The following is a 20,620-nucleotide window of genomic DNA, read 5'->3' on the forward strand; positions in this document are numbered from 1 at the left end:
GTGATCTTGGGCGGCGCCCCCCGGCCTGCGCGGGCGCGGCGCCGCCCCCCCCCCACGCCCCTCATGCATGCCGGTCCCTCACGTGTGCTGTGGAAGTCAGTCCTGCGGCGTGTGGTACGAGACCAGCTCGGCCACCCCCGGCTCGACGCCCTTCCAGGAGCCGCTGAAGCTGAGCACCGCGATCGCCGCCGTCGGGAAGCCGCCCACGCGCAGCCGCTCCAGCGCGTCCGGGTCGCCGGCGTCCCCGGCCAGCACCTGGGTCAGGCCCAGCACGCCGGGGTTGTGGCCGACCAGCACCAGGTCCGCGTACTCCTCCGGGGTCTCATGGATGACGGTGATGATCTCGCCCGGGCTGGCCTCGTAGATCCGGTCCTCGTACACCGTCTTGCGCGGCCGCTTGGGCAGCTCGTGCGCCGCCAGCTTCCAGGTCTCGCGGGTGCGCAGGGCGGTGGAGCAGAGCACGAAGTCGGGGTTGATGCCGGAATCGGCCAGCCAGCGGCCGGCATCCGGGGCCTGGTGGCGGCCCCGGTCGGCCAGCGGCCGCTCATGGTCGTCCACGCCGTTGGGCCAGTCGGCCTTGGCGTGACGGAGAACGATGATCCTGCGGGGCGTGTCGGCGCTCATACCCAGCAAGCTTGGCAGAAAAGCGGCCCGGGGGCGCGACGCTCCCGGTCGCCGCTACTCCCCTGGTGGTCCTGGGGGCGAACGGTGTGAACGGGTCAGCCCAGCGAGGCGGCGACGGTGGCGATGATCGCCACCAGCACCACGATGGCGCCGAAGGCGAGGGCGATGCGGCCGAGCTGCTTGCGGCCGTCGGTGGGATTCGGGTCGAGAACGGGCATGTCGGGATTCTCCCACCCCGAACACACCCGTCCTCCGCCAGCCCCACCGCCTTGGTCCGGCCTTGACCTTCGGACCTTGGCCTTCAGGCTTGGCCTTCAGGCCTTGGGCCTTCTCGTCAGGCCTTGACCCGCTCGGCCGGGTGGACGGCCTCGTCCTCGATGTGCCGGGCCCGCGCGGCCCGCAGGCCGAGCAGCATCTGCGGCACCAGCAGCAGCGCCAGGAAGCCCAGCGGCCCGTACCACCGGCCGGTGGCCTGGTAGATCCACCCGACCAGGATCGGGCCCGGGATGGAGATCAGGTAGCCGACGCCCTGGGCGAAGACGGACAGCTGCGCCACCCCGCCCGCGGTCCGGGCGCGCAGCCCGATCATGGTCAGCACCAGCGGGAAGGCGCAGTTGGACAGCCCCACCAGCACCGCCCAGACCCACGGCGCCCCGGCCGGGGCGAACGCCAGACCGGCGTACCCGGCGATGCCGAAGGAGGCCAGCACGACCACGAACAGCCGCTGGTCGCCGCGCCGGGCGGCCAGGTTGGGCAGCACGAAGGAGACCGGCACGCCGATCACCATGGTGACCGCGAGCAGCGCCCCGGAGGTGCCCTTGTCGATGCCGGAGTCCTGGAAGATCTTGGACAGGAAGCCCATCACCACGTACGCGCCGGTGGCCTGGAGGCCGAAGAAGCCGGCCATCGCCCAGGCGGTGCGGCTGCGGGTGATCGGCAGCTTGGCGGGGGCGTCGGCACTCCCGGCGCGCTCGCCGCGCTCGCGCTTGGCGATCAGCACCGGCAGCCAGAGCACCAGGGCGAGCGCACCCAGGCCGGCCCAGACGCCCAGTCCGTAGCGCCAGTCGCCACCGAGGGCACTGGTCAGCGGCACGCTGACCAACGCGGCCAGGGCGGTGCCGGCGGACAGTGCCATGGAGTACAGGCCGATCATCGGACCGACCTTCTCCGGGAAGTACCGCTTGATCACCACCGGCAGCAGCACGTTGGAGACCGCCACACCGGCCAGCGCGAGCGCGGTGAGCAGCAGGAACACCGCGGTGCCGCCGGCGAAGGAGCGGGCCAGCACGCCCGCCGTGATGGCACCCATGCCGGCCGTGATCACCGCGATCGGGCCGATCCGGCGGGCCGCCGCGGGGGCGAGGAAGCCGAACAGCGCGAAGCACAGCGACGGCACGGCGGCGAGCAGTCCGGCCAGCGTCGAGCTCATCCCGAGGTCGGCGCGGACGGAGTCGAGCAGCGGCCCGAGGCTGGTGACCACGGGGCGCAGGTTGACGGCGGCGGCGGCGATCGCGAGGACGATCAGCCAGCCGGGGTACTTGGCGGAGGTGGAGGGCCGCTCGGTCTGCGGCCGGGCCTCGGTTCGGGGGGAGGTGGTGGTGTCTGCTGCGGGAGGCATGCACGCCATCATAGAATGATGGGATGAATTGACGCACCTTGGAATTGGCATGATGTGCCGACCGTTCATCCACCGGCCACCTCCCTCCAGGGGCCACCCACCCCGTAGTCGCAAGGAGTCCCCGTGGCGCTGTCCTCGCCGAGGCGCACCCCGCTGTCCGACCAGGTGATCGCGCAGCTGCGCGCCCAGATCACCTCCGGGGAGTGGCCCGTCGGCTCGCGCATCCCCACCGAGGCCGCCCTGGTCGAACAGCTGGGGGTGGCCCGCAACACCGTCCGCGAGGCCGTCCGCGCCCTCGCCCACAACGGGCTGCTCGACATCCGCCAGGGCTCCGGCACGTACGTGCTCGCCACCAGCGAGCTGGCCGGGGTGATGCACCGCCGCTTCGCCGACGCCGACCAGGCGCAGGTCGCCGAACTGCGGGCGGCGCTGGAGACCTCCGCGGCCGGACTGGCCGCGGCTCGCCGCACCGAGCGCGACCTCGGCCTGCTGGACGCCGCGCTCGACCGGCGCGAGGCCGCCTGGCGCTCCGGCGACGCCGAGGACTTCGTCCAGGCCGACGCCGCCTTCCACCACGCCGTGGTGGCCGCCGCCCACAACGACGTGCTGCTGGCCGTCTACTCCGACCTCGGTGAGGTCACCCGCGAGCACCTGCGCAACGACGTCGGCCCCGAGCTGATCGCCGAGCGCTACATCGGCCACGACACCATCCGGGACGCCATCCGGGACGGCGACGCCCAGCGCGCCTCGGTCGAGGCCGGCCGCGCCATCGGCGCCTGCGCGACCGCCGAGGCGTGACTCGCCCGCTCACCGGGAAACGCCGCTGCCCGGCACCCCCTCCACGGGGGTGCCGGGCAGCGGCGTGCTCAGCGGGTCAGGCGCCGATGGCGTGCAGACCGCCGTCCACGTGGACGATCTCGCCGGTGGTCTTCGGGAACCACTCGGACAGCAGCGCGACGATGGCGCGGCCGGCCGGCTCCGGGTCGCTCAGGTCCCACTTCAGCGGGGAGCGGTGGTTCCAGGTGTCGGCCAGGTCGCCGAAGCCCGGGATGGACTTGGCGGCCATCGAGCCGAGCGGACCGGCCGAGACCAGGTTGCAGCGGATGTCCCGCTCGCCCAGGTAGCGCGCCAGGTAGCGGTTGGTCGCCTCCAGCGCGGCCTTGGCCGGGCCCATCCAGTCGTACTGCGGCCAGGCGAACTGCGCGTCGAAGGTCAGGCCGACGACCGCGCCGCCGTCCTGCATCAGCGGCAGCAGCGCCATCGTCAGCGACTTCAGCGAGTACGCCGAGACGTGCATCGCGGTGGCCACGGACTCCCACGGGGTGTCCAGGAAGTTGCCGCCCAGCGCGTCCTGCGGCGCGAAGCCGATCGAGTGGACGATGCCGTCCAGGGTCGGCAGGGTCTCGCGGACCTGGTCGGCGATGCCGGCCAGCTGCTCCGGGTTGGAGACGTCCAGCTCGAGCACCTTGACCGGCTTCGGCAGCTTCTTGGCGATCCGCTCGGTCAGGCTCGGGCGCGGGAAGGCGGTGAGGATGATCTCCGCGCCCTGCTCCTGGGCGAGCTTGGCGGCGTGGAAGGCGATGGAGGACTCCATCAGCACGCCGGTGATCAGGATCCGCTTGCCCTCGAGGATTCCACTCATGATCAGTGACCCATGCCCAATCCGCCGTCGACGGGAATGACGGCTCCGGTGATGTACGCGGCCTCGTCCGACGAGAGGAACCGCACGGTGGAGGCGACCTCGGCGGGCGCCGCGTAGCGGCCCAGCGGCACGCCCGAGACGATCTCCGCACGGCGCTCGTCGCTGAGCACGGCGGTCATGTCGGTGTCGACGAAGCCGGGGGCGACCACGTTGACGGTGATGTTGCGCGGGCCGAGCTCGCGCGCCAGCGAACGGGCGAAGCCCACCAGGCCGGCCTTGGAGGCGGCGTAGTTGGCCTGGCCCGGCGAGCCGGAGAGGCCCACCACGGAGGAGATCAGCACCACGCGGCCCTTCTTGGCACGCATCATCAGCTTCGACGCGCGCTTGACCACCCGGAAGGTGCCGGTCAGGTTGGTGTCCACGACGGAGGTGAAGTCCTCCTCGGACATCCGCAGCAGCAGGGTGTCGTTGGTGATGCCCGCGTTGGCGACCAGCACCTCGACCGCGCCGTGCTTCTGCTCGATCTCGGTGAAGGCGGCGTCGACCTGCGCGGCGTCCGTGACGTCACAACGCACCGCGAGCACGTCGAACTTGGCCAGCGCCTCCGGCACCTCGCCCGAGCGGCTGGTGATGGCCACCTTGTCGCCCGCTTCGGCGAAGGCCTGGGCGATCGCGAGGCCGATGCCCCGGTTTCCTCCGGTGACGAGAACCGAGCGGCTCAACGATCCACCTCTCTCCGTGTGTGAGCGCGTACGTCGGAATGCGTACGCGGTGTGACGCTATCGGGCGGTCGGCGGCGGCGGCCAATCGGGCTCCCACAGCGCCGCACCGGCGGAACTGTCGCAATCCGACAATCCGCACCCGCGGCACCGGACGCCTCCCGGCCGTCCCCCGCAGGCCGGAGCACCGCCGCGATCGGGGCGACTGTACGGGAACCACACGGGCGGGCGCGCCCGTTGCCCCCCTGGTGCGAACCGCCCCGGGGCCGGCCGTACCCTTCCCCGAAGAGTCCCGGCGAGGAAACGAAGGCAGGGCGCATGACCAAGGCACGGCCCGGGAGCACCCACCGGCGCGGACGACTGCTCGCCCTCACCACCCTGGCGGCGGGCCTGGGCGCGACCGCCTGGTCGCTGCGCGACCTGCCCGCGGCGTTCGGGCGCCGCCCGGACGGCGAGCGCGAGGAGCGGGTCCGCAACTCCCCGCAGTACCGCGACGGCGTGTTCCACAACGCTCCCTCGACCCTCGCCCGGGCCGACAGCACTCCGGACTTCGACCGCGACACCGTCCGCCGGATGCTGTTCCAGCGCGAGGGCCGCGTCCCGGCCCGTCCGGTGCCCACGGTACGCCCCGCCGCCGCGACCGGCCCGGCCGCCGAGGGCGTGGAGATCACCTGGTACGGGCACGCCTCCGCGCTGGTGGAGATCGAGGGCTCGCGCGTCCTGCTCGACCCGATCTGGAGCGACCGCTGCTCCCCCGCCGCCCACGTCGGCCCCAAGCGGCTGCACCCGGTGCCGGTCGAGTTGGAGGAGCTGCCACCGGTCGACGCGGTGCTGATCTCGCACGACCACTACGACCACCTCGACATGGCCACCGTCAAGCGCCTGGTGCGCAGCCAGTCCGCGCCCTTCGCCGTGCCGCTCGGCATCGGCGGCCACCTGCGCCGCTGGGGCGTCCCCGAGCACCGGATCATCGAGCTGGACTGGGACGAGACCTGCACCCTGGGCGAGCTGGTGCTCACCCTCACCTCCGCCCACCACTTCTCCGGCCGCGGCCTGACCCGCAACACCACCCTGTGGGGCTCCTGGGTGATCGCCGGTCCCCGACGCAAGGTCTTCTACACCGGCGACTCCGGCTACTTCGAGGGCTACGCCCGGATCGGCGAGCAGCACGGCCCCTTCGACGCCGCACTGGTGCAGATCGGCGCCTACGACGCGGCCTGGGCGGACATCCACATGACCCCCGAGGACGCCGTCCTCGCCCACCGGGACCTCAGGGCCGGACTGCTGGTGCCGGTCCACTGGTGCACCTTCAACCTGGGCCTGCACCCGTGGTCCGAGCCGATCGAACGCCTGCTCAAGGAGGCCAAGGTCCAGGCCGTCCCGCTGGCCGTCCCGCGCCCCGGCGAGCGGGTCGACGTGGACAACCCGCCGGAGCTGGACGGCTGGTGGGAGGCCGTCGCCTGACGGCGCCGAGCACCCTGGCCGAAACCGCAACGCACCGGGCGAAATGCGCTGGCCGGAAAGCGGTGGACGGGAAATGATGCGGTGCGGGCGCCCTTGTGGCCCCGCACCGCAACCCTCCGCGACCTGGGAGCCCGATTGCCTCCGATCCCTCCGGCCGACCGCGCCGGCGCCGAGCCCGCTCGCGCCGTCGACCCGCTGTTCCTCGCCCTGCCACTGCGCACCCTCGCCGACGCCGCCCTCAGCCGGGCCCGTGAACTCGGCGCCACCCACGCCGACTTCCGCCTGGAGCGGGTCCGCAGCGCCGCCTGGCGGCTGCGCGACGCCCGCCCGGCCGGCACCTCCGACGGCGTGCAACTGGGCTTCGCCGTCCGGGTGCTGCTGGACGGCGCCTGGGGCTTCGCCGCCGGGGTGGACCTCACCCCCGAGGCCGCGGCGAAGGTCGCCGCCCAGGCCGCCGCGGTGGCCCGGCTCTCCGGCGGGATCAGCCGGGCGGCCGGCTCCACCGAGCGGGTCGAGCTGGCCGACGAGCCCGTCCACCGGGACGTCACCTGGGTCTCCGCGTACGAGGTCAACCCCTTCGACGTCCCGGACGCCGAGAAGTCCGCCCTGCTCGCCGAGCGCAGCTCCCGGCTGCTGGCCGCCCAGGGCGTCTCGCACGTCCGGGCCGCCCTGCTGACGGTGCAGGAGAACAAGTTCTACGCGGACACCGCGGGCACCATGACGACCCAGCAGCGGATCCGGCTCCACTCCGAGCTGGAGGCCACCTCGGTCGACGAGCGCACCGGCGCCTTCGACTCGATGACGACCCTGGCCCCTCCGGTGGGCCGCGGCTACGAGTACCTCACCGGCACCGGATGGGACTGGGACGCGGAGCTCGCCGAACTGCCCGTCCTGCTGGCCGAGAAGATGAAGGCCCCGAGCGTCAAGCCGGGCCGCTACGACCTGGTCATCGACCCGTCCAACCTCTGGCTGACCATCCACGAGTCGATCGGCCACGCCACCGAGCTGGACCGCGCACTCGGCTACGAGGCCGCCTACGCCGGCACCTCCTTCGCCACCTTCGACCAGCTCGGCACCCTCAGGTACGGCTCCGACCTGATGCACGTCACCGGCGACCGCACCGCCGAGCACGGCCTGTCCACCATCGGCTACGACGACGAGGGCGTCGCCACCCAGTCCTGGGACCTGATCCGGGACGGCGTCCTGGTCGGCTACCAACTCGACCGCAGCATGGCCAAGTTGAAGGGCTTCGAGCGTTCCAACGGCTGCGCCTTCGCGGACTCCCCGGCGCACGTCCCGGTCCAGCGGATGGCCAACGTCTCGCTCCAGCCCGCCGCCGACGGCCCGGACACCGAGGGCCTGTTCGCCGGGGTGGAGAACGGCCTGTACATCGTCGGCGACCGTTCGTGGTCGATCGACATGCAGCGCTACAACTTCCAGTTCACCGGCCAGCGCGCCTACGCCATCAAGAACGGCGAACTCGCGGGCCAGGTAAGGGACTTCGCCTACCAGGCCACCACCACCGACTTCTGGGGCTCGATGACGGCGGTCGGCGGCCCGCAGACCTACGTCCTCGGCGGCGCCTTCAACTGCGGCAAGGCGCAGCCCGGTCAGATCGCGGCGGTCAGCCACGGCTGCCCGTCGGCGCTGTTCCGCAACGTCAACGTGCTCAACACCCAGCAGGAGGCGGGTCACTGATGACCGCGATGCAGCCCCACGAACTCGTCGAGCTGGCCCTCGGCCTCTCCCGCGCCGACGGCTGCGTGGTGATCGCCGACGAGGAGTCCACCGCCAACCTGCGCTGGGCCGGCAATTCGCTGACCACCAACGGGGTCACCCGCGGCCGCAGCCTCACCGTGATCGCCACCGTGGCCGGCGCCGAGGGCACCGCCTCCGGCGTGGTCTCCCGCGAGGCCGTCACCGCCGAGGACGTCGAGGGCCTGGTCCGGGCCGCCGAGGAGGCCGCCCGCTCGGCCGGCCCGGCCGAGGACGCCCAGCCGCTGGTCGCCGACGTGCCGCCGTCCCCGCACTTCACCCAGCCGCCCGCGGAGACCTCGATCGAGGTGTTCGAAGCCTTCGGCCCGGCCCTCGGCGAGGCCTTCGCCCGCGCCGCCGCCCAGGGCGAGCTGCTCTACGGCTTCGCCCGGCACGAGCTCACCACCAGCTACCTGGGCAGCTCCACCGGCCTGCGGCTGCGCCACGACCAGCCCACCGGCATGGTCGAGATCAACGGCAAGACGGCCGACCTCACCGGCTCGGCCTGGGTCGGCGCCGCCACCCAGGACTTCACCGACATCGACGTCCCGGCCCTGCACGCCGAGCTGACCAAGCGGCTCGGCTGGGGCGCCCGCAGGATCGACCTTCCCGCCGGACGGTACGAGACGCTGCTGCCGCCCTCGGCCGTCGCCGACCTGATGATCAACCTCCACTGGGCCTCCGGCGGCCGGGACGCCCACGAGGGCCGGACGGTCTTCTCCAAGCCCGGCGGCGGCACCCGGCTCGGCGACAAGCTCGCCGGCCTGCCGCTGACGCTGCGCGCCGACCCGCGCGAACCCGGCCTGGAGGCCGCCCCGTTCGTGCTGGCCCACAGCACCGGCGGCGACGTCTCGGTCTTCGACAACGGCACGCCGATCACCGCCACCGACTGGATCCGCGACGGCGTGCTGACCGGGCTGATCACCAGCCGCCACGCGGCAGGCCTCGCCGGCCTGCCGCTGCGCCCCGCGATCGACAACCTGGTGCTGGAGACGGCCGACCAGGAGTCCGCGCCGACCCTGGACGAGATGATCGCCCGCACCGAGCGCGGCCTGCTGCTCACCTGCCTCTGGTACATCCGCGAGGTGGACCCGGCGACGCTGCTGCTCACCGGCCTCACCCGGGACGGCGTCTACCTGGTGGAGAACGGCGAAGTGGTCGGCGCGGTCAACAACTTCCGGTTCAACGAGTCCCCGGTCGACCTGCTCGGCCGGATCACCGAGGCGGGACGCACCGAACGCTGCCTGCCCCGCGAGTGGAGCGACTACTTCACCCGCACCGCGATGCCACCGGTGCGTGTCGCGGACTTCAACATGAGTTCGGTCAGCCAGGCCTCATAGCCGCTGACCAACGGGGGGATACCAAGAACATGACGGACGAGAAGCGGCTGGTCAGGTCGAGCAAGATGCTGTCGCGCATCCTGCGGCACGAGCCGGAGCTGGTGGGGATCACGCTGGACGGCTCCGGCTGGGTGCGGGTCGACGTCCTGCTCGACGCCCTCGCGGCGAAGGGCAGGCCGCTCACCCGGGCCGAGCTCGACCACGTCGTGGCCACCGACGACAAGCGCCGCTTCGGCTACTCGCCGGACGGCCGCTCGATCCGTGCCAACCAGGGCCACACGGTGGCGGTCGACCTCGGTCTGACCGCCACCGCGCCGCCCCACGTGCTCTACCACGGCACCGCCGACCGCCACCTGGCGTCGATCTTCCGCGAGGGCCTGCGCCCGATGGCCCGGCTGGACGTGCACCTCTCGGCGGACACCGAGACCGCCACCCGGGTCGGCGCCCGGCACGGCCGCCCGGTCGTGCTGACCGTGAACGCGGCCGCGATGGCGGCGGCCGGCCACGAGTTCCGGCTCAGCGACAACGGCGTCTGGCTCACCGCCGCCGTGCCCCCGCAGTACCTCTCCCGCCGCTCCTGACCCGACTGCCGCCGGACGGCTCCCCTATCACGCCCGACCGGGTGGGCCCCGCCCACCCGGGCTCGTCGTCCCCGTTGCCCCGGCGTACCGTGAGGAGGCCGCGCGGCACGGCGCGCGGGTGCGTGGACGAGGGCGGTAGGACACATGGGCAAGAGCGCCGAAGGCGGGCAGGTCTACCGGATCACGGGGGCGCGCAGCAGCCTCACCGAGGACGTCCGGGGGCGTCAGCGCCGCTACGTCATCTCGATGCTGATCCGCACGCTCTGCGTGCTGGCCGCGGTGGCACTGTGGGACGTCCAGCGCTGGCTCGCCTTCGCGGCGCTGGCGGGCGGCGTGCTGCTGCCGTACTTCGCGGTGCTGATCGCCAACGCGGGCCGGGAGCAGACGCCCGGCCTGCCGAGCACCTTCGACTTCCCCGCCGACACCCCGCTGATGCTCGGCCCGGGTGGTACGGGTGGGGCTGGTGCGCCTGCTGGTACAGGACAGGCAAAGACCGCCGGCACCGAAAGTTCACAGCACACGGACTGACCGTCCGGTTCGCGGCGGTTGCGCCCGAATCGGCTCCGGGAAAGCTCAAAAGAAGCTCAGATTAATCATGCAAGACCTCCCCATCCGATGGTCTCGGCGTGACATACTGCGTACGCGCTCCGCATCCCCCGTCGGAGCGACGGACCGACGCCGGGCGGCTCCCCCCGTGGCTGCCCGGCGTCGCCATGCCCGGATCCGGGTGGGCCGGGGCGGCGTGACAGACTGACGGCGACGACGCACCCGCCGAGCACCGAGGACGGCCCCGATGGACACCCCGCAGACCCCGATCTGCTCCGCCAAGGGCTGCCGGGCGGACGCCCGCTGGGTGCTGGTGTGGAACAACCCGAAGCTGCACACCCCGGACCGCCGCAAGACCTGGCTGGCCTGCGAGGAGCACCGCGAGCACCTGTCCCAGTTCCTGGGCGTGCGCGGCTTCCTCAAGGAGGTCGTCGCCTTCGCCGACTGGACCTCTGAGGACGACTAGCCGCCGATCGCCGACATCGGCCGCTCGGGCTGGTGGAACTCCGGCTCGTCGATCCCGGCCCCGGCCTTCTTGCCCCACATCGCCGCCCGCCACAGCGCGGCCAGTTCCGCGTCGTCCGCCCCCGAGCGCAGCGCGGTGCGCAGGTCGGTCTCCCCGGTCGCGAACAGGCAGTTGCGCACCTGCCCGTCGGCGGTCAGCCGGGTCCGGTCGCAGGCCCGGCAGAACGGCCGGGTGACGGAGGCGATCACACCGACCCGGCCCGGGCCCCCGTCCACCACCCAGCGCTCGGCGGGCGCCGCGCCCCGGCGCGCGGACGGCTCCGGGGTGAGCTGAAAGCGGGTGCGCAGCAGCTCGAGGATCTCCTCCGCGGTGACCATCGACGAGCGGTCCCAGCCGTGCTGGGCGTCCAGCGGCATCTGCTCGATGAAGCGCAGCTCGTAGCGCCGCTCCAGGCACCAGGCCAGCAGGTCGGCCGCCTCGTGGTCGTTGACCCCGCGCATCAGCACCGAGTTCAGCTTCACCGGCGCCAGCCCGGCCGCCTCGGCGGCGGCCAGCCCCTCCAGCACGTCCTGGTGGCGCCGGCGGCGGGTGAGCGTGAAGAACACCTCGGGGTCGAGGGTGTCCAGCGAGACGTTGACCCGGTCCAGCCCGGCCTCGCGCAGCGCCGTGGCCGTCCGGGCCAGCCCGATGCCGTTGGTGGTCAGCGACAGCTCGGGGCGCGGCTCCAGCTCCGAGCAGGCGGCCACGATCGCGACCAGTCCGGGGCGCAGCAGCGGCTCGCCACCGGTGAAGCGGACCTCTCGCACGCCCAGGTCGCGCACGGCCAGGGTGACCAGCCGGACGATCTCCTCGTCGGTCAGCAGGTCGGGCTTGGCCAGCCACTGCAGCCCTTCCTCCGGCATGCAGTACGTGCAGCGGAGGTTGCACCGGTCGGTCAGGGAGACCCGCAGGTCGACGGCCTGCCGGCCGAAGGTGTCGAGCAGCACGTGGCTTCCCCTTCCCTAGTAGCGGCCGGCTTCCCCGGGAAAGCAGCCGGCCCGGCCACCGTCGCGGCGGGGGCCGGGCCAGCATAGTCATGCCGCGACGATCAGTGGGCGCCCAGTCCGGTGAGCGAGCGGACCTCGAGTTCAGCGTACTTCGCCGGGTCGGGGCGCTCCTTGGAGAGCAGGGTGCCCAGCCAGCCCGCCAGGAAGCCGATCGGAACGGAGACCAGGCCGGGGTTCTCCAGTGGGAACCAGTGGAAGTCGGAGTGCGGGAAGAGCGAGGCCGCGCGACCCGAGACCACCGGGGAGAAGACGACCAGCAGCACCGAGCTGATCAGGCCGGCGTAGACCGAGCTGACCGCGCCGGCGGTGGTGAAGCGCTTCCAGAACAGCGAGTAGAGCAGCGTGGGCAGGTTCGCCGAGGCCGCCACCGCGAAGGCCAGCGCCACCAGGGCGGCGGTGTTGAGCTTGTCCGCGAAGAGGCTGAGCAGGATCGCGACCGCGCCGATCCCGACCGCCGCCCACTTGGCCGAGCGCACCTCCTCGCGCTCGCTCGCCTTCCCGCGGCGGATCACGTTGGCGTACAGGTCGTGCGCGAAGGAGGCCGAGGAGGCCAGGGTGAGCCCGGCGACCACGGCCAGGATGGTGGCGAAGGCGACCGCCGAGATCACCGCGAGCAGGATCGCCCCGCCGGTGCTGCCGCTGCCGCCGCCGAGCGCCTCGGCCAGCTGGGGGGCGGCCGTGTTGCCGGCCGCGTTGGCCGCCTTGATCTGCTTGGGTCCGACCAGCGCCGCCGCGCCGAAGCCGAGCGCGAGCGTCATCAGGTAGAAGACGCCGATGATGCCGATCGCCCAGAGCACCGACTTCCGGGCCGCCTTGGCGGTGGGCACGGTGTAGAAGCGGACCAGGATGTGCGGCAGGCCCGCGGTGCCGAGCACCAGCGCGACGCCGAGGCTGATGAAGTCGAGCTTGGCGGTGCCGGTGCCGTACTTCTGCCCGGGTTGGAGGAAGGCCTCGCCCTTGCCGCTGGCGCTCGCCGCCGCGCCGAGCAGCTCCGAGGGGTTGAAGTGGTACTTGGCCAGCACCAGGACGGTCATCAGCGCGGCGCCGGCGATCAGCAGCACGGCCTTGACGATCTGCACCCAGGTGGTGCCCTTCATGCCCCCTATCACCACGTAGACGATCATCAGCGCGCCGACGCCGACGATGGTCCAGCGCTTGGCGGCGTTCCCCTCGGCCCCGAGCAGCAGGGCCACCAGCGTCCCGGCGCCGACCATCTGGGCCAGCAGGTAGAAGATCGACACCACGATGGTGGACACGCCCGCGGCGGTGCGCACCGGGCGCTGGCGCATCCGGAAGGCGAGCACGTCCGCCATGGTGAACCGGCCGGAGTTGCGCAGCGGTTCGGCGATCAGCAGCAGCGCGACCAGCCAGGCGACCAGGAAGCCGATCGAGTACAGGAAGCCGTCGTAGCCGGCCAGTGCGATGGTGCCGGCGATGCCGAGGAAGGAGGCGGCGGACATGTAGTCGCCGGAGATGGCCAGGCCGTTCTGGAAGCCGGTGAAGCCGCGGCCGCCGGCGTAGAAGTCGGAGGCGCTGCGGTTCTGCCGCCCGGCCCAGACGGTGATGGCCAGGGTCGTCAGCACGAAGAGCCCGAACAGGGCCAACGTGAGGCCGCGGTGATCGGTGGCGGAGCTGGCGAGCACTGTCATTCGGCGGACTCCCGGGGGGCGTGGACGACGGCGCCGTGGGCCTCGCGGATCGCGGTGGCGGGCGGGTCGATCCGCCGGTCCGCGTACCGGGCGTACCAGCCGGCGATGGCGAAGGTGGTGACGAACTGCAGCAGCCCGAGCACCAGGGCCACGTTGACGTGCCCGAGGAGCTTGGCGCCCATCAGTCCGGGGGCGTAGCAGGAGAGCAGGACGTAGAGCAGGTACCAGAGCACGAAGCCGATGGTGACCGGGAAGGCGAAGCTCCGGAACGAGCGCCGCAGGGTACGGAACTCCTCACTGTCGTCGATGAGTTGGACTTCCGTGGCGGTGGTGGTGATCGGCGGCGAATCCACTCTGTCTCCTCACTCCTTCGGCGTGGCGGTCACACGAGGGAATGAATCGAACGTGAGGGGCGTCACATTCCTCGTGCGCGCCGCGCAATGCTAGGAGCGTCGCGCCCGCCCCGGAAGGGCTTGACCGCGATCAGCCGGTCGTTCACCCCCTCGCATCATCCAATTGGCTGAAAATCACCCCTCCGGTCACTCATGGATCCGGCTGCGGCAACCGAAAAGGGGCGGCACCGTCCAACGGTGCCGCCCCTTTTGACGAAGCGTCAGAAAGCGATCCGGACCTTCAGCGCGGAGCGGTCGTCCATCGCCCGGTAGCCGTCCGGCACGCCGTCCAGGTCCACCGTCCGGTCGAAGACCAGACCCGGCTCGATCGCGCCCGAGAGCACGTCCGGCAGCAGCTCGGGAATGTACGCCCGGGCCGGCGCGACGCCACCGTTGAGCGAAACGTTTCGGCCGAACATCTGGCCGATGTCGACGCCCGCGCTCCCACCGTGCGGCACGCCCACGTAACCGACCGCGCCGCCGTCCCGGGCGATCGAGATCGCCGTCCGCATCGACTCCTCGGTGCCGACCGCCTCGAGCACCGCGTGCGCGCCCAGCCCGCCGGTCAGCTCCTTCACCGCCTCGATCGCGGCCTCGCCGCGCTCGGCCACCACGTCCGTCGCCCCGAAGCGCCGGGCCAGCTCGGTCCGGGCGGGGTGCCGGCCCAACGCGATGATCCGGCCAGCGCCCAGCCGGTTCGCCGCCAGCACGCCGCACAGGCCCACCGCACCGTCGCCGACCACCGCGACCGTCGCGCCCGGACGCACCCGCGCCGACACCGCCGCGTGGTGCCCGGTGGACATCACGTCGGACAGCGCCAGCAGCCCCGGCAGCAGCTTCTCGTCGCCCGCCGCCTCCTTCGGCAGCTTCACCAGCGTCCCGTCCGCGAACGGCACCCGGACGGCCTCGCCCTGGCCGCCGTCCGAGCCGACCTGACCCCAGAACCCGCCGTGCGGGCAGGACGTCTGCAGCCCCTCGAGACAGAACTCACAGACGCCGTCCGACCAGACGAAGGGGGCGACCACCAGGTCGCCCTTCGCGAAGCCGCGGACCTCGGCGCCGACCTCCTCGACCACACCCAGGAACTCGTGGCCGATCCGCTGTCCGGCCACCCGCTGGGCCACCCCGCGGTACGCCCACAGGTCACTGCCGCAGATGCAGGCGTTCACCACCCGCAGCACCACGTCGGTCGGGTGCTGGATCACCGGGTCCGGTACCTCTTCGATCCGGATGTCGCTCGGTCCGTGGATCACCGTGGCGCGCATGCGTTCTTCCTCACACAAATCCGACCGAGCGGCCGGAAACGATCTCGACCAGATGTACGACACCCCCGCCGACCACTCTATTCCGGCCGCCCAGCCGGAACATTCCGACCGGACCCGACCAGCTCGCCCCTTATCCTGTTGGACCATGCAACCGATCCAGCCCGAGACGTACGGCGTGCCGCGGACCGCTCCGGTCCCCGCCCAGCGCTCCGCCGCCCCCGCCGAGGGCTTCGCGGTCGTCGACGTGGAGACCACCGGTCTCGGCCGCTCCGACCGCGTCATCTCGGCGGGCGTCTACCAGCTGGACCACGACGGCGAGGTCACCGACCACTGGTACACCCTGGTCAACCCCGAGCGGGACCCCGGCCCGGTCTGGATCCACGGCCTCACCGCCGAGTTGCTCTCCGGCGCGCCGACCTTCCCCGAGGTCGCCGACGAGTTCGCCGCGCGCCTGGCGAACCGCGTGCTGGTCGCGCACAACGCGCTCTTCGACTGGAACATGATCTCCCGCGAGTTCTCCCGGGCCGGCCGGCGCGCCCCGGTCGAACAGCGGCTGTGCACCATGGTGCTCTCCCGCGACCTGCGCCTGCCGCTGCCCAACGGCAAACTCTCCTCGCTCGCCGCCCACTTCGGCGTCCAGCAGCGCCAGGCCCACAACGCCCTGGACGACGCCCGGGTGCTCGCCGAGGCCTTCCGCCCCAGCCTGCGCCTGGCCCGCCAGGCCGGTCTCCCGCTGCCGCTGCAGAACTGCGTCGCCGTCACCGACCTCGGCGAGGACGAGCCCGTCGCCTCCGGCCGCGGCAACTGGACCGGCTCCCAGTACCGCCAGGCCAAGAAGCGCCCGCCGTGCCCGTACCCCAACCCGGGGCGCTGGGAGGACGGCAAGCCGCTGGTCCAGGGCATGCGGGTGGCCTTCACCGGCGACACCGCCACCGACCGCGAGGTGCTGGAGGACCGCGCCGTCGAGGCCGGCCTGCACATCGCCACGTCGGTCAGCCGGCTCACCAGCCTGCTGGTGACCAACGAGCCGACCAGCTGGAGCGGCAAGGCCCGCAAGGCCCGCGACGTCGGCACCCCGATCGTCACCGAGGACGCCTTCCTCCAGCTGCTGCGCGAGGTCGCCCCGCACCCCGGTGCGTGAGCCGGTTGTGAGGTCGGCGTACCGTTCCCATGTGTACCGATTTCTGCTGACCCGCCAGTGGCTGATCACCATGCTGATCGCGCTGCTGCTGATCCCCGCGACGATCAAGCTGGGCTTCTGGCAGCTGCACCGCCACGAGGCGCGGGTGGCCCGGAACGAGCTGATCGGCAAGGCCCTCACGGCATCACCGGTGGCCTTCGACACCCTGTCGCCGACCCCCGGCGCCGCGGTGCCCTCCGACCTCACCTGGCGCGCCGTGACGGCCACCGGGCAGTACGACCCGGCGCACGAGTTCGTGGTCCGCAAGCGGACCGACTCCAACGGGACGATCGGCTACTTCGTCATCACCCCGCTGAAGCTCTCCGACGGCAAGGGCGCCGTCCTGGTCAACCGCGGCTGGGTCCCCTCCGGCGACGGCGCCACCGAGTACCCGCCCGTCCCGGCCGCCCCGACCGGCGAGGTCACCCTCACCGGCCGGCTGCGCGCCGACGAGACCACCGGCAGCAGCGGCGGCTTCGTCCGGGACCGGGCCGGCCTCCCCGCCCGGCAGTTCAACCTGATCAACACCGAACAGCAGTCCAAGGAGACCGGCACCACCCTCCTCGGCGGCTACCTGGAGCTCACCGCCACCACGCCGGCCCCGGCCGACCAGCCCCAGCTGATCCCCGAGCCCAACCACTCCGACATCGGCCCGCACATGGCCTACGCCATCCAGTGGTGGCTGTTCACCGCGATGATCCCGGTCGGCGTCTGGGTGCTGATCCGCCGCGAGGCCAAGGACCGCGCCAAGCAGACCGCCGAGCCCGAGGTCGAGCTCGACGCCCTGCCCGCCTGAGGGCCGGCGCCGGCACTGGAGCGCGTCCTCCGGCTCCCGCAGCGGCCGCGGGCCCCGGGCCCGGGCCCGTCCGGCAGGATGTCCCCATGGATCTCGGACTGAAGAACAAGGCCTACATCGTCACCGGCGCCACCCGGGGCCTCGGCCTCGCCGCCGCCCGCGAACTCGTCGCCGACGGCGCCCACGTGCTCGTCAGCGGCCGCACCCAGGAGGCCGTGGACGCCGCCGTCGCCGAGCTCGAGACCCTCGGCACCGCCCACGGCCTGGTCGCCGACAACGCCGCCCCGGACACCGCCGAGCGCCTGATCGCCGAGGCGAACCAGCGCTTCGGCCGCTTCGACGGCATCCTGATCAGCGTCGGCGGCCCCCAGGCCGGCCCGGTCGAGACCACCCCCGAGTCCGCCTGGCGCGACGCCTTCGAGTCCGTCTTCCTCGGTGCCCTGCGGCTCGCCCGCACCGCGGCCGCCGCCCTGCCCTCCGGCGGCGTGATCGGCTTCGTGCTCTCCAGCTCGGTCCGCCAGCCGATCCCCGGCCTCGGCATCTCCAACGGCCTGCGCCCCGGCCTCGCCATGGCCGCCAAGTCCCTCGCCGACGAGCTCGGCCCGCGCGGCATCCGGGTGCTGGGGCTGCTCCCCGCCCGGATCGACACCGACCGGGTCCGCGAGCTCGACGCCCTCGCCCCCGACCCCGAGGCCGCCCGCGCCGAGGCCGGCGCCGCCATCCCGCTCCGCCGCTACGGCACCCCCGAGGAGTTCGGCAAGGTCGCCGCGTTCCTGCTCTCCCCCGCCGCCTCCTACCTGACCGGCCTGATGGTCCCCGTCGACGGCGGCGCCCTGCGCTCCCTCTGACTCAGGGCGTGTCAGACACGCCCTACTCCAGCTGCCGGCGCCCCCGCCGGCCCCGGCGCCGAGCGGACCGGCGCCGAGCGGCGGGGGCCTGCTGCAGCACCCGGATCCGCAGGTCCGCCGGCAGCTCCGCCAGTCCCAGGCTCCGGAGGGCGTCCGCCCGGGGCCCGTCCTCGAAGTGCTCCACCAGCCCCACCGGGTCCCCGCCCGGCGTCAGCCGTACGGCCCCGCGCAGCCGGGGGTGCCGGGGCGCCCGCACCAGCTGGACCCGCGCCCGCTCGACCTCCGGCAGCACCGCCGTGCCGTGCTCCAGCGCCTCCTCCAGCGCCCGGGCGCTCACCCGCAGCCGAAGCCCGCCCACCCCCGGCGTCGGCACGTCGATCCCGGGCAGCGCGGTCCGCCGCAGCTGCGCGACCAGCCACCACGCCGTCCCCACCACCAGCACCGACAGCCCGCCGATCACCGTCGGCCACCACCAGGAGGACCCCACCCACCGAACCCGGGAGCGCGCGCTGACCACCGGTTGGTCCGGCGAGGTCAGCGGCCACCAGCCCGGCGGGTCGACGCCGAGGCGCCGGTACAGGTCCAGCCCGCCCGCCAGCACCAGCGCCCCGACCCCCAACAGCACCGCCCCCACCAGCCCCAGCAGCACCCGGTTGACGACCGTCCGCCTCACCCCGCCGCCTCCCCCGCCCGGTCGGGCGGCTGGTCGGGAGGCTGGTCGGGCGTCCCGTCGGTCACCCCGCCGGCCGGCCCACCGGCCGGCCCGCGCCAGGACCGCACATCCAGCCGCAACGGCTGCGCCAGCCCCACCCTCCCCAACTCCTCCCGCAGCTGCCGTTGCACCACCGCCGGATCCACCGGCCCGCTCACCGACACCCGCACCCGCCGCCGCCCGACCCTGATCCGCAGGTGGTCGATGCCGGTCAGCCCGGCCGCCCGGTCCGTCAGCAGGTGCCCGATCCCGGCCCGCTCGATCGCCGCGGCCGTCCCCCCGTACGGCCGCAGCACCAGCCACCGCCGCAGCCCGGGCGCGATCGCCAGCCACAGCAGCCAGCCGCCCAGCAGGGTCGCGACCCCGGCCCCCACCAGCACCCACAGATCGTCCAGATGACGCGTGGCCAGTTCCTCGGCGATCTGCGCCCGCCACCGCCGGGCCGGCTGCCCGAGCCGAACCGCGACCACGTCGTACAGCAGCGCCCCCGCCACCACCAGCACCACCGTGGCGACCAGTGCCGCCGCCACCGCCCGCCCCGCCCGCAACCGGGACGCCGGCCGCACCGGGCCGACCTCCGGGGCCCGGCTCACCACGCTCCCCCGGCGACCAACTTCTCGACCACCACGACCACTTCGGACACCCTCGTCCCGGTCAGCCCGACCACCTGCGCCGCCACCCGGTCCCGCACACCGCGGGCGAGACCCGCGAGATCGGCGGGGAAGGGCGCCTCGACCGCCACCCGGACGGTCACCGTGCTGCCCGGCCGGGCCACCGACACCCGGGGCGGCGCCCCCTTCACCGACCGCCCGGCCCACGCCCGGGCGAGCACCTCCCGGGCCGCCTGCTCCGCGATCCGCGCGTACACCCGGTCGGCGACCCGGAGCCGCCCCCGGCGCGCCGCACCGGGGCCGGAGGCGGGGGCGGGGACCGGGGCCCCCATCAGCGCCGCCGGCCCCGGCCGCGGAGCAGGTCCCCGAGGTCGCCCAGGTCGATGTCGCCCTCCAGCAGCCGCCCGGCCACGAAGCCGACCAGCCCGAGCACCGCCACCAGCAGGAACGCCGCGAACCCGCCGAAGTACCCGGCGAAGCCGAGGGCCATGCCCACCACCAGGCCGACGATGGCCAGGTTCATCCGCTACTCCCTCGTCCTCCGCCGAACGCCGCGGGCGACTCCCACGGCCGGGCGCTACTTGAGCTTGGGTCGCTGCCCGGGCGCCGTCACCGGCTCCTCCTCCTCGAACTCCGGTTCGTCCGGGAGGTGGACGTCGTTGACCGCGATGTTGACCTCGACGACCTCCAGACCCGTCATCCGCTCGACCGCCTCGATGATGTTCTCCCGCACCTGGCGGGCGAGTTCGGGAATCACCACGCCGTACTCCACCACCAGGGCGATGTCGATCGCGGTCTGCTTCTCGCCGACCTCGGCCTTGATCCCGCGCCCGATGCTGGACCGCCCGCCGGGCACCCGGTCCCGCATCGCGCCGAAGGTACGGGCCAGGCCGGAGCCCAGCGCGTGGATGCCGGAAACCTCCCGGGCGGCCATCCCGGCGATCTTCTCCACCACCCCGACGGCCAGCGCCGTACGGCCGCGCTCACTGGCCGACCGCCCGCCATCCCCTCCCGTACTCGTACCCGCGCCCGTACCCGCCGGGGGCGCGGGCCTGGCGCCGGCGGGCGGACCGGGCGTCGGCGCAGCACCGGGGTTCTTGTGCACGGTCGCGGGCGTCGGAGTGTCAGGCATGGGGCGCATCTCCCTCGTAGCGGCTCCAGCTATATCGCAAACCACCCCAACTCTGGCATTTCGCCACGACCCCCGCCCGCCGAGCGCACCCCGGGGAGCACCCCCGGAGACACCGGAGGCCCGGTCCCGGGGACGTCCCCTCCCGGACGGGTTCGCCGAGCCGCGCTGGCAGAATTGGCCTGTGATCGACGCACGACGGCTGCGGACCCTGCGGGCCGTGGCGGACCACCGCAC

The 20,620-nt window shown here is 73.2% G+C and carries 24 protein-coding genes; 10 read left to right on the forward strand and 14 right to left on the reverse strand.

The window, feature by feature from the left end; all coding sequences use genetic code 11:
• Positions 1 to 96 precede the first annotated feature (96 nt).
• The 3 genes from ACWCYO_RS35895 to ACWCYO_RS35905 form a co-directional block, all read right to left on the reverse strand.
• Positions 97 to 624, reverse strand: coding sequence for a SixA phosphatase family protein (locus ACWCYO_RS35895; RefSeq protein ID WP_270143046.1), 528 nt, complete (start codon positions 622 to 624; stop codon positions 97 to 99).
• 95 nt (positions 625 to 719) lie between these two features.
• Complete coding sequence (locus tag ACWCYO_RS35900; protein ID WP_270143048.1) at positions 720 to 842, reverse strand: SGM_5486 family transporter-associated protein; 123 nt, start codon at positions 840 to 842, stop codon at positions 720 to 722.
• Between the two features lie 116 nt (positions 843 to 958).
• Positions 959 to 2,242 carry a CynX/NimT family MFS transporter gene (locus ACWCYO_RS35905; RefSeq protein ID WP_270143049.1) on the reverse strand — a complete coding sequence of 428 codons (1,284 nt, stop codon included), beginning with the start codon at positions 2,240 to 2,242 and terminating at the stop codon, positions 959 to 961.
• 123 nt (positions 2,243 to 2,365) lie between these two features.
• Between ACWCYO_RS35905 and ACWCYO_RS35910 the strand changes: the two genes are divergently transcribed.
• Complete coding sequence (locus ACWCYO_RS35910) at positions 2,366 to 3,040, forward strand: FadR/GntR family transcriptional regulator (RefSeq protein ID WP_270143051.1); 675 nt, start codon at positions 2,366 to 2,368, stop codon at positions 3,038 to 3,040.
• A gap of 76 nt (positions 3,041 to 3,116) precedes the next feature.
• On the opposite strand, the gene fabI is transcribed toward ACWCYO_RS35910, so the two are convergent.
• Positions 3,117 to 3,884, reverse strand: coding sequence for an enoyl-ACP reductase FabI (gene fabI / locus ACWCYO_RS35915; protein WP_270143053.1), 768 nt, complete (start codon positions 3,882 to 3,884; stop codon positions 3,117 to 3,119).
• 2 nt (positions 3,885 to 3,886) lie between these two features.
• Positions 3,887 to 4,606, reverse strand: a complete 720-nt coding sequence (gene fabG / locus ACWCYO_RS35920; protein WP_270143055.1) for a 3-oxoacyl-[acyl-carrier-protein] reductase — start codon at positions 4,604 to 4,606, stop codon at positions 3,887 to 3,889.
• 315 nt (positions 4,607 to 4,921) lie between these two features.
• On the opposite strand from fabG, the gene ACWCYO_RS35925 reads away from it, so the two are divergent.
• From ACWCYO_RS35925 to ACWCYO_RS35950, 6 genes are all read left to right on the forward strand, one after another.
• A complete protein-coding gene (locus ACWCYO_RS35925; RefSeq protein ID WP_270143057.1) occupies positions 4,922 to 6,067 on the forward strand; it encodes an MBL fold metallo-hydrolase in 1,146 nt (381 codons plus the stop codon).
• Positions 6,068 to 6,202: 135 nt separating this feature from the next.
• Positions 6,203 to 7,765: a TldD/PmbA family protein gene (locus ACWCYO_RS35930; protein WP_449786569.1), complete on the forward strand. Its 1,563-nt coding sequence runs from the start codon at positions 6,203 to 6,205 to the stop codon at positions 7,763 to 7,765.
• The gene (locus ACWCYO_RS35935) at positions 7,765 to 9,162 is read left to right on the forward strand and encodes a metallopeptidase TldD-related protein (protein ID WP_270143059.1); all 1,398 of its coding nucleotides are present in this window, start codon (positions 7,765 to 7,767) and stop codon (positions 9,160 to 9,162) included. Before ACWCYO_RS35930 ends, ACWCYO_RS35935 begins: the two co-directional genes overlap by 1 nt.
• A 29-nt stretch (positions 9,163 to 9,191) precedes the next feature.
• Entirely contained in the window at positions 9,192 to 9,743 is a 552-nt protein-coding gene (locus tag ACWCYO_RS35940) for an RNA 2'-phosphotransferase (protein WP_270143060.1), read from the forward strand.
• Positions 9,744 to 9,887: 144 nt separating this feature from the next.
• Positions 9,888 to 10,271 carry a DUF3099 domain-containing protein gene (locus ACWCYO_RS35945; RefSeq protein WP_270143062.1) on the forward strand — a complete coding sequence of 128 codons (384 nt, stop codon included), beginning with the start codon at positions 9,888 to 9,890 and terminating at the stop codon, positions 10,269 to 10,271.
• A 265-nt stretch (positions 10,272 to 10,536) separates the two neighbouring features.
• Positions 10,537 to 10,755, forward strand: coding sequence for a hypothetical protein (locus ACWCYO_RS35950; protein ID WP_270143064.1), 219 nt, complete (start codon positions 10,537 to 10,539; stop codon positions 10,753 to 10,755).
• Here the strand turns inward: ACWCYO_RS35950 and moaA are convergent.
• From moaA to ACWCYO_RS35970, 4 genes are all read right to left on the reverse strand, one after another.
• Positions 10,752 to 11,741 (reverse strand): GTP 3',8-cyclase MoaA, encoded by a 990-nt coding sequence (moaA, locus tag ACWCYO_RS35955; protein ID WP_270143065.1) that lies wholly within the window; start codon positions 11,739 to 11,741, stop codon positions 10,752 to 10,754. The two genes, ACWCYO_RS35950 and moaA, sit on opposite strands and share 4 nt — an antisense overlap.
• Before the next feature lie 101 nt (positions 11,742 to 11,842).
• On the reverse strand, positions 11,843 to 13,450 hold the full coding sequence (locus ACWCYO_RS35960) for a solute symporter family protein (RefSeq protein ID WP_270143067.1): 1,608 nt from the start codon (positions 13,448 to 13,450) through the stop codon (positions 11,843 to 11,845).
• On the reverse strand, positions 13,447 to 13,803 hold the full coding sequence (locus ACWCYO_RS35965) for a DUF485 domain-containing protein (protein ID WP_449786570.1): 357 nt from the start codon (positions 13,801 to 13,803) through the stop codon (positions 13,447 to 13,449). Before ACWCYO_RS35965 ends, ACWCYO_RS35960 begins: the two co-directional genes overlap by 4 nt.
• Before the next feature lie 260 nt (positions 13,804 to 14,063).
• On the reverse strand, positions 14,064 to 15,107 hold the full coding sequence (locus tag ACWCYO_RS35970; protein WP_270143070.1) for a zinc-dependent alcohol dehydrogenase family protein: 1,044 nt from the start codon (positions 15,105 to 15,107) through the stop codon (positions 14,064 to 14,066).
• A gap of 145 nt (positions 15,108 to 15,252) precedes the next feature.
• Here ACWCYO_RS35970 and ACWCYO_RS35975 point away from each other — a divergent pair, with 145 nt between their 5' ends.
• The 3 genes from ACWCYO_RS35975 to ACWCYO_RS35985 all read left to right on the forward strand — a co-directional run bounded on the left by ACWCYO_RS35975 (position 15,253) and on the right by ACWCYO_RS35985 (position 17,931).
• Positions 15,253 to 16,248 carry a DEDDh family exonuclease gene (locus ACWCYO_RS35975; protein WP_270143072.1) on the forward strand — a complete coding sequence of 332 codons (996 nt, stop codon included), beginning with the start codon at positions 15,253 to 15,255 and terminating at the stop codon, positions 16,246 to 16,248.
• Positions 16,249 to 16,279: 31 nt separating this feature from the next.
• Positions 16,280 to 17,083 carry an SURF1 family cytochrome oxidase biogenesis protein gene (locus ACWCYO_RS35980; protein ID WP_449786571.1) on the forward strand — a complete coding sequence of 268 codons (804 nt, stop codon included), beginning with the start codon at positions 16,280 to 16,282 and terminating at the stop codon, positions 17,081 to 17,083.
• A gap of 86 nt (positions 17,084 to 17,169) precedes the next feature.
• A complete protein-coding gene (locus ACWCYO_RS35985) occupies positions 17,170 to 17,931 on the forward strand; it encodes an SDR family oxidoreductase (RefSeq protein WP_270143076.1) in 762 nt (253 codons plus the stop codon).
• A gap of 22 nt (positions 17,932 to 17,953) precedes the next feature.
• Here ACWCYO_RS35985 and ACWCYO_RS35990 read toward each other — a convergent pair whose 3' ends face one another.
• Genes ACWCYO_RS35990 through ACWCYO_RS36010 form a run of 5 tightly spaced genes read right to left on the reverse strand, consistent with a single transcriptional unit; the run spans position 17,954 to position 20,395 of the window.
• Positions 17,954 to 18,604, reverse strand: a complete 651-nt coding sequence (locus ACWCYO_RS35990; protein WP_449786572.1) for an alkaline shock response membrane anchor protein AmaP — start codon at positions 18,602 to 18,604, stop codon at positions 17,954 to 17,956.
• Complete coding sequence (locus ACWCYO_RS35995) at positions 18,601 to 19,236, reverse strand: DUF6286 domain-containing protein (RefSeq protein ID WP_449786573.1); 636 nt, start codon at positions 19,234 to 19,236, stop codon at positions 18,601 to 18,603. The genes ACWCYO_RS35990 and ACWCYO_RS35995 overlap by 4 nt, the downstream gene beginning before the upstream one ends.
• Entirely contained in the window at positions 19,233 to 19,586 is a 354-nt protein-coding gene (locus ACWCYO_RS36000) for a hypothetical protein (protein ID WP_449786574.1), read from the reverse strand. The genes ACWCYO_RS35995 and ACWCYO_RS36000 overlap by 4 nt, the downstream gene beginning before the upstream one ends.
• Complete coding sequence (locus ACWCYO_RS36005) at positions 19,586 to 19,777, reverse strand: hypothetical protein (RefSeq protein WP_270143084.1); 192 nt, start codon at positions 19,775 to 19,777, stop codon at positions 19,586 to 19,588. The genes ACWCYO_RS36000 and ACWCYO_RS36005 overlap by 1 nt, the downstream gene beginning before the upstream one ends.
• 54 nt (positions 19,778 to 19,831) lie before the next feature.
• Positions 19,832 to 20,395: an Asp23/Gls24 family envelope stress response protein gene (locus ACWCYO_RS36010; RefSeq protein WP_270143086.1), complete on the reverse strand. Its 564-nt coding sequence runs from the start codon at positions 20,393 to 20,395 to the stop codon at positions 19,832 to 19,834.
• Positions 20,396 to 20,620 lie beyond the last annotated feature (225 nt).

It is taken from the genome of Kitasatospora sp. NPDC001683 (assembly GCF_053596495.1).

Excerpts from the sequence above, each read along its gene's own strand:
- fabI (WP_270143053.1), bottom strand. The coding sequence starts at position 3,884 with ATGAGTGGAATCCTCGAGGGCAAGCGGATCCTGATCACCGGCGTGCTG.
- ACWCYO_RS35935 (WP_270143059.1), top strand. The coding sequence starts at position 7,765 with ATGACCGCGATGCAGCCCCACGAACTCGTCGAGCTGGCCCTCGGCCTC.
- ACWCYO_RS35985 (WP_270143076.1), top strand. The coding sequence starts at position 17,170 with ATGGATCTCGGACTGAAGAACAAGGCCTACATCGTCACCGGCGCCACC.
- ACWCYO_RS35905 (WP_270143049.1), bottom strand. The coding sequence starts at position 2,242 with ATGCCTCCCGCAGCAGACACCACCACCTCCCCCCGAACCGAGGCCCGG.
- ACWCYO_RS35925 (WP_270143057.1), top strand. The coding sequence starts at position 4,922 with ATGACCAAGGCACGGCCCGGGAGCACCCACCGGCGCGGACGACTGCTC.
- ACWCYO_RS35940 (WP_270143060.1), top strand. The coding sequence starts at position 9,192 with ATGACGGACGAGAAGCGGCTGGTCAGGTCGAGCAAGATGCTGTCGCGC.
- ACWCYO_RS35975 (WP_270143072.1), top strand. The coding sequence starts at position 15,253 with ATGCAACCGATCCAGCCCGAGACGTACGGCGTGCCGCGGACCGCTCCG.
- ACWCYO_RS35945 (WP_270143062.1), top strand. The coding sequence starts at position 9,888 with ATGGGCAAGAGCGCCGAAGGCGGGCAGGTCTACCGGATCACGGGGGCG.
- ACWCYO_RS36005 (WP_270143084.1), bottom strand. The coding sequence starts at position 19,777 with ATGAACCTGGCCATCGTCGGCCTGGTGGTGGGCATGGCCCTCGGCTTC.
- ACWCYO_RS35950 (WP_270143064.1), top strand. The coding sequence starts at position 10,537 with ATGGACACCCCGCAGACCCCGATCTGCTCCGCCAAGGGCTGCCGGGCG.
- ACWCYO_RS36000 (WP_449786574.1), bottom strand. The coding sequence starts at position 19,586 with ATGGGGGCCCCGGTCCCCGCCCCCGCCTCCGGCCCCGGTGCGGCGCGC.
- ACWCYO_RS35970 (WP_270143070.1), bottom strand. The coding sequence starts at position 15,107 with ATGCGCGCCACGGTGATCCACGGACCGAGCGACATCCGGATCGAAGAG.
- ACWCYO_RS35900 (WP_270143048.1), bottom strand. The coding sequence starts at position 842 with ATGCCCGTTCTCGACCCGAATCCCACCGACGGCCGCAAGCAGCTCGGC.
- ACWCYO_RS35960 (WP_270143067.1), bottom strand. The coding sequence starts at position 13,450 with ATGACAGTGCTCGCCAGCTCCGCCACCGATCACCGCGGCCTCACGTTG.
- ACWCYO_RS35895 (WP_270143046.1), bottom strand. The coding sequence starts at position 624 with ATGAGCGCCGACACGCCCCGCAGGATCATCGTTCTCCGTCACGCCAAG.
- ACWCYO_RS36010 (WP_270143086.1), bottom strand. The coding sequence starts at position 20,395 with ATGCGCCCCATGCCTGACACTCCGACGCCCGCGACCGTGCACAAGAAC.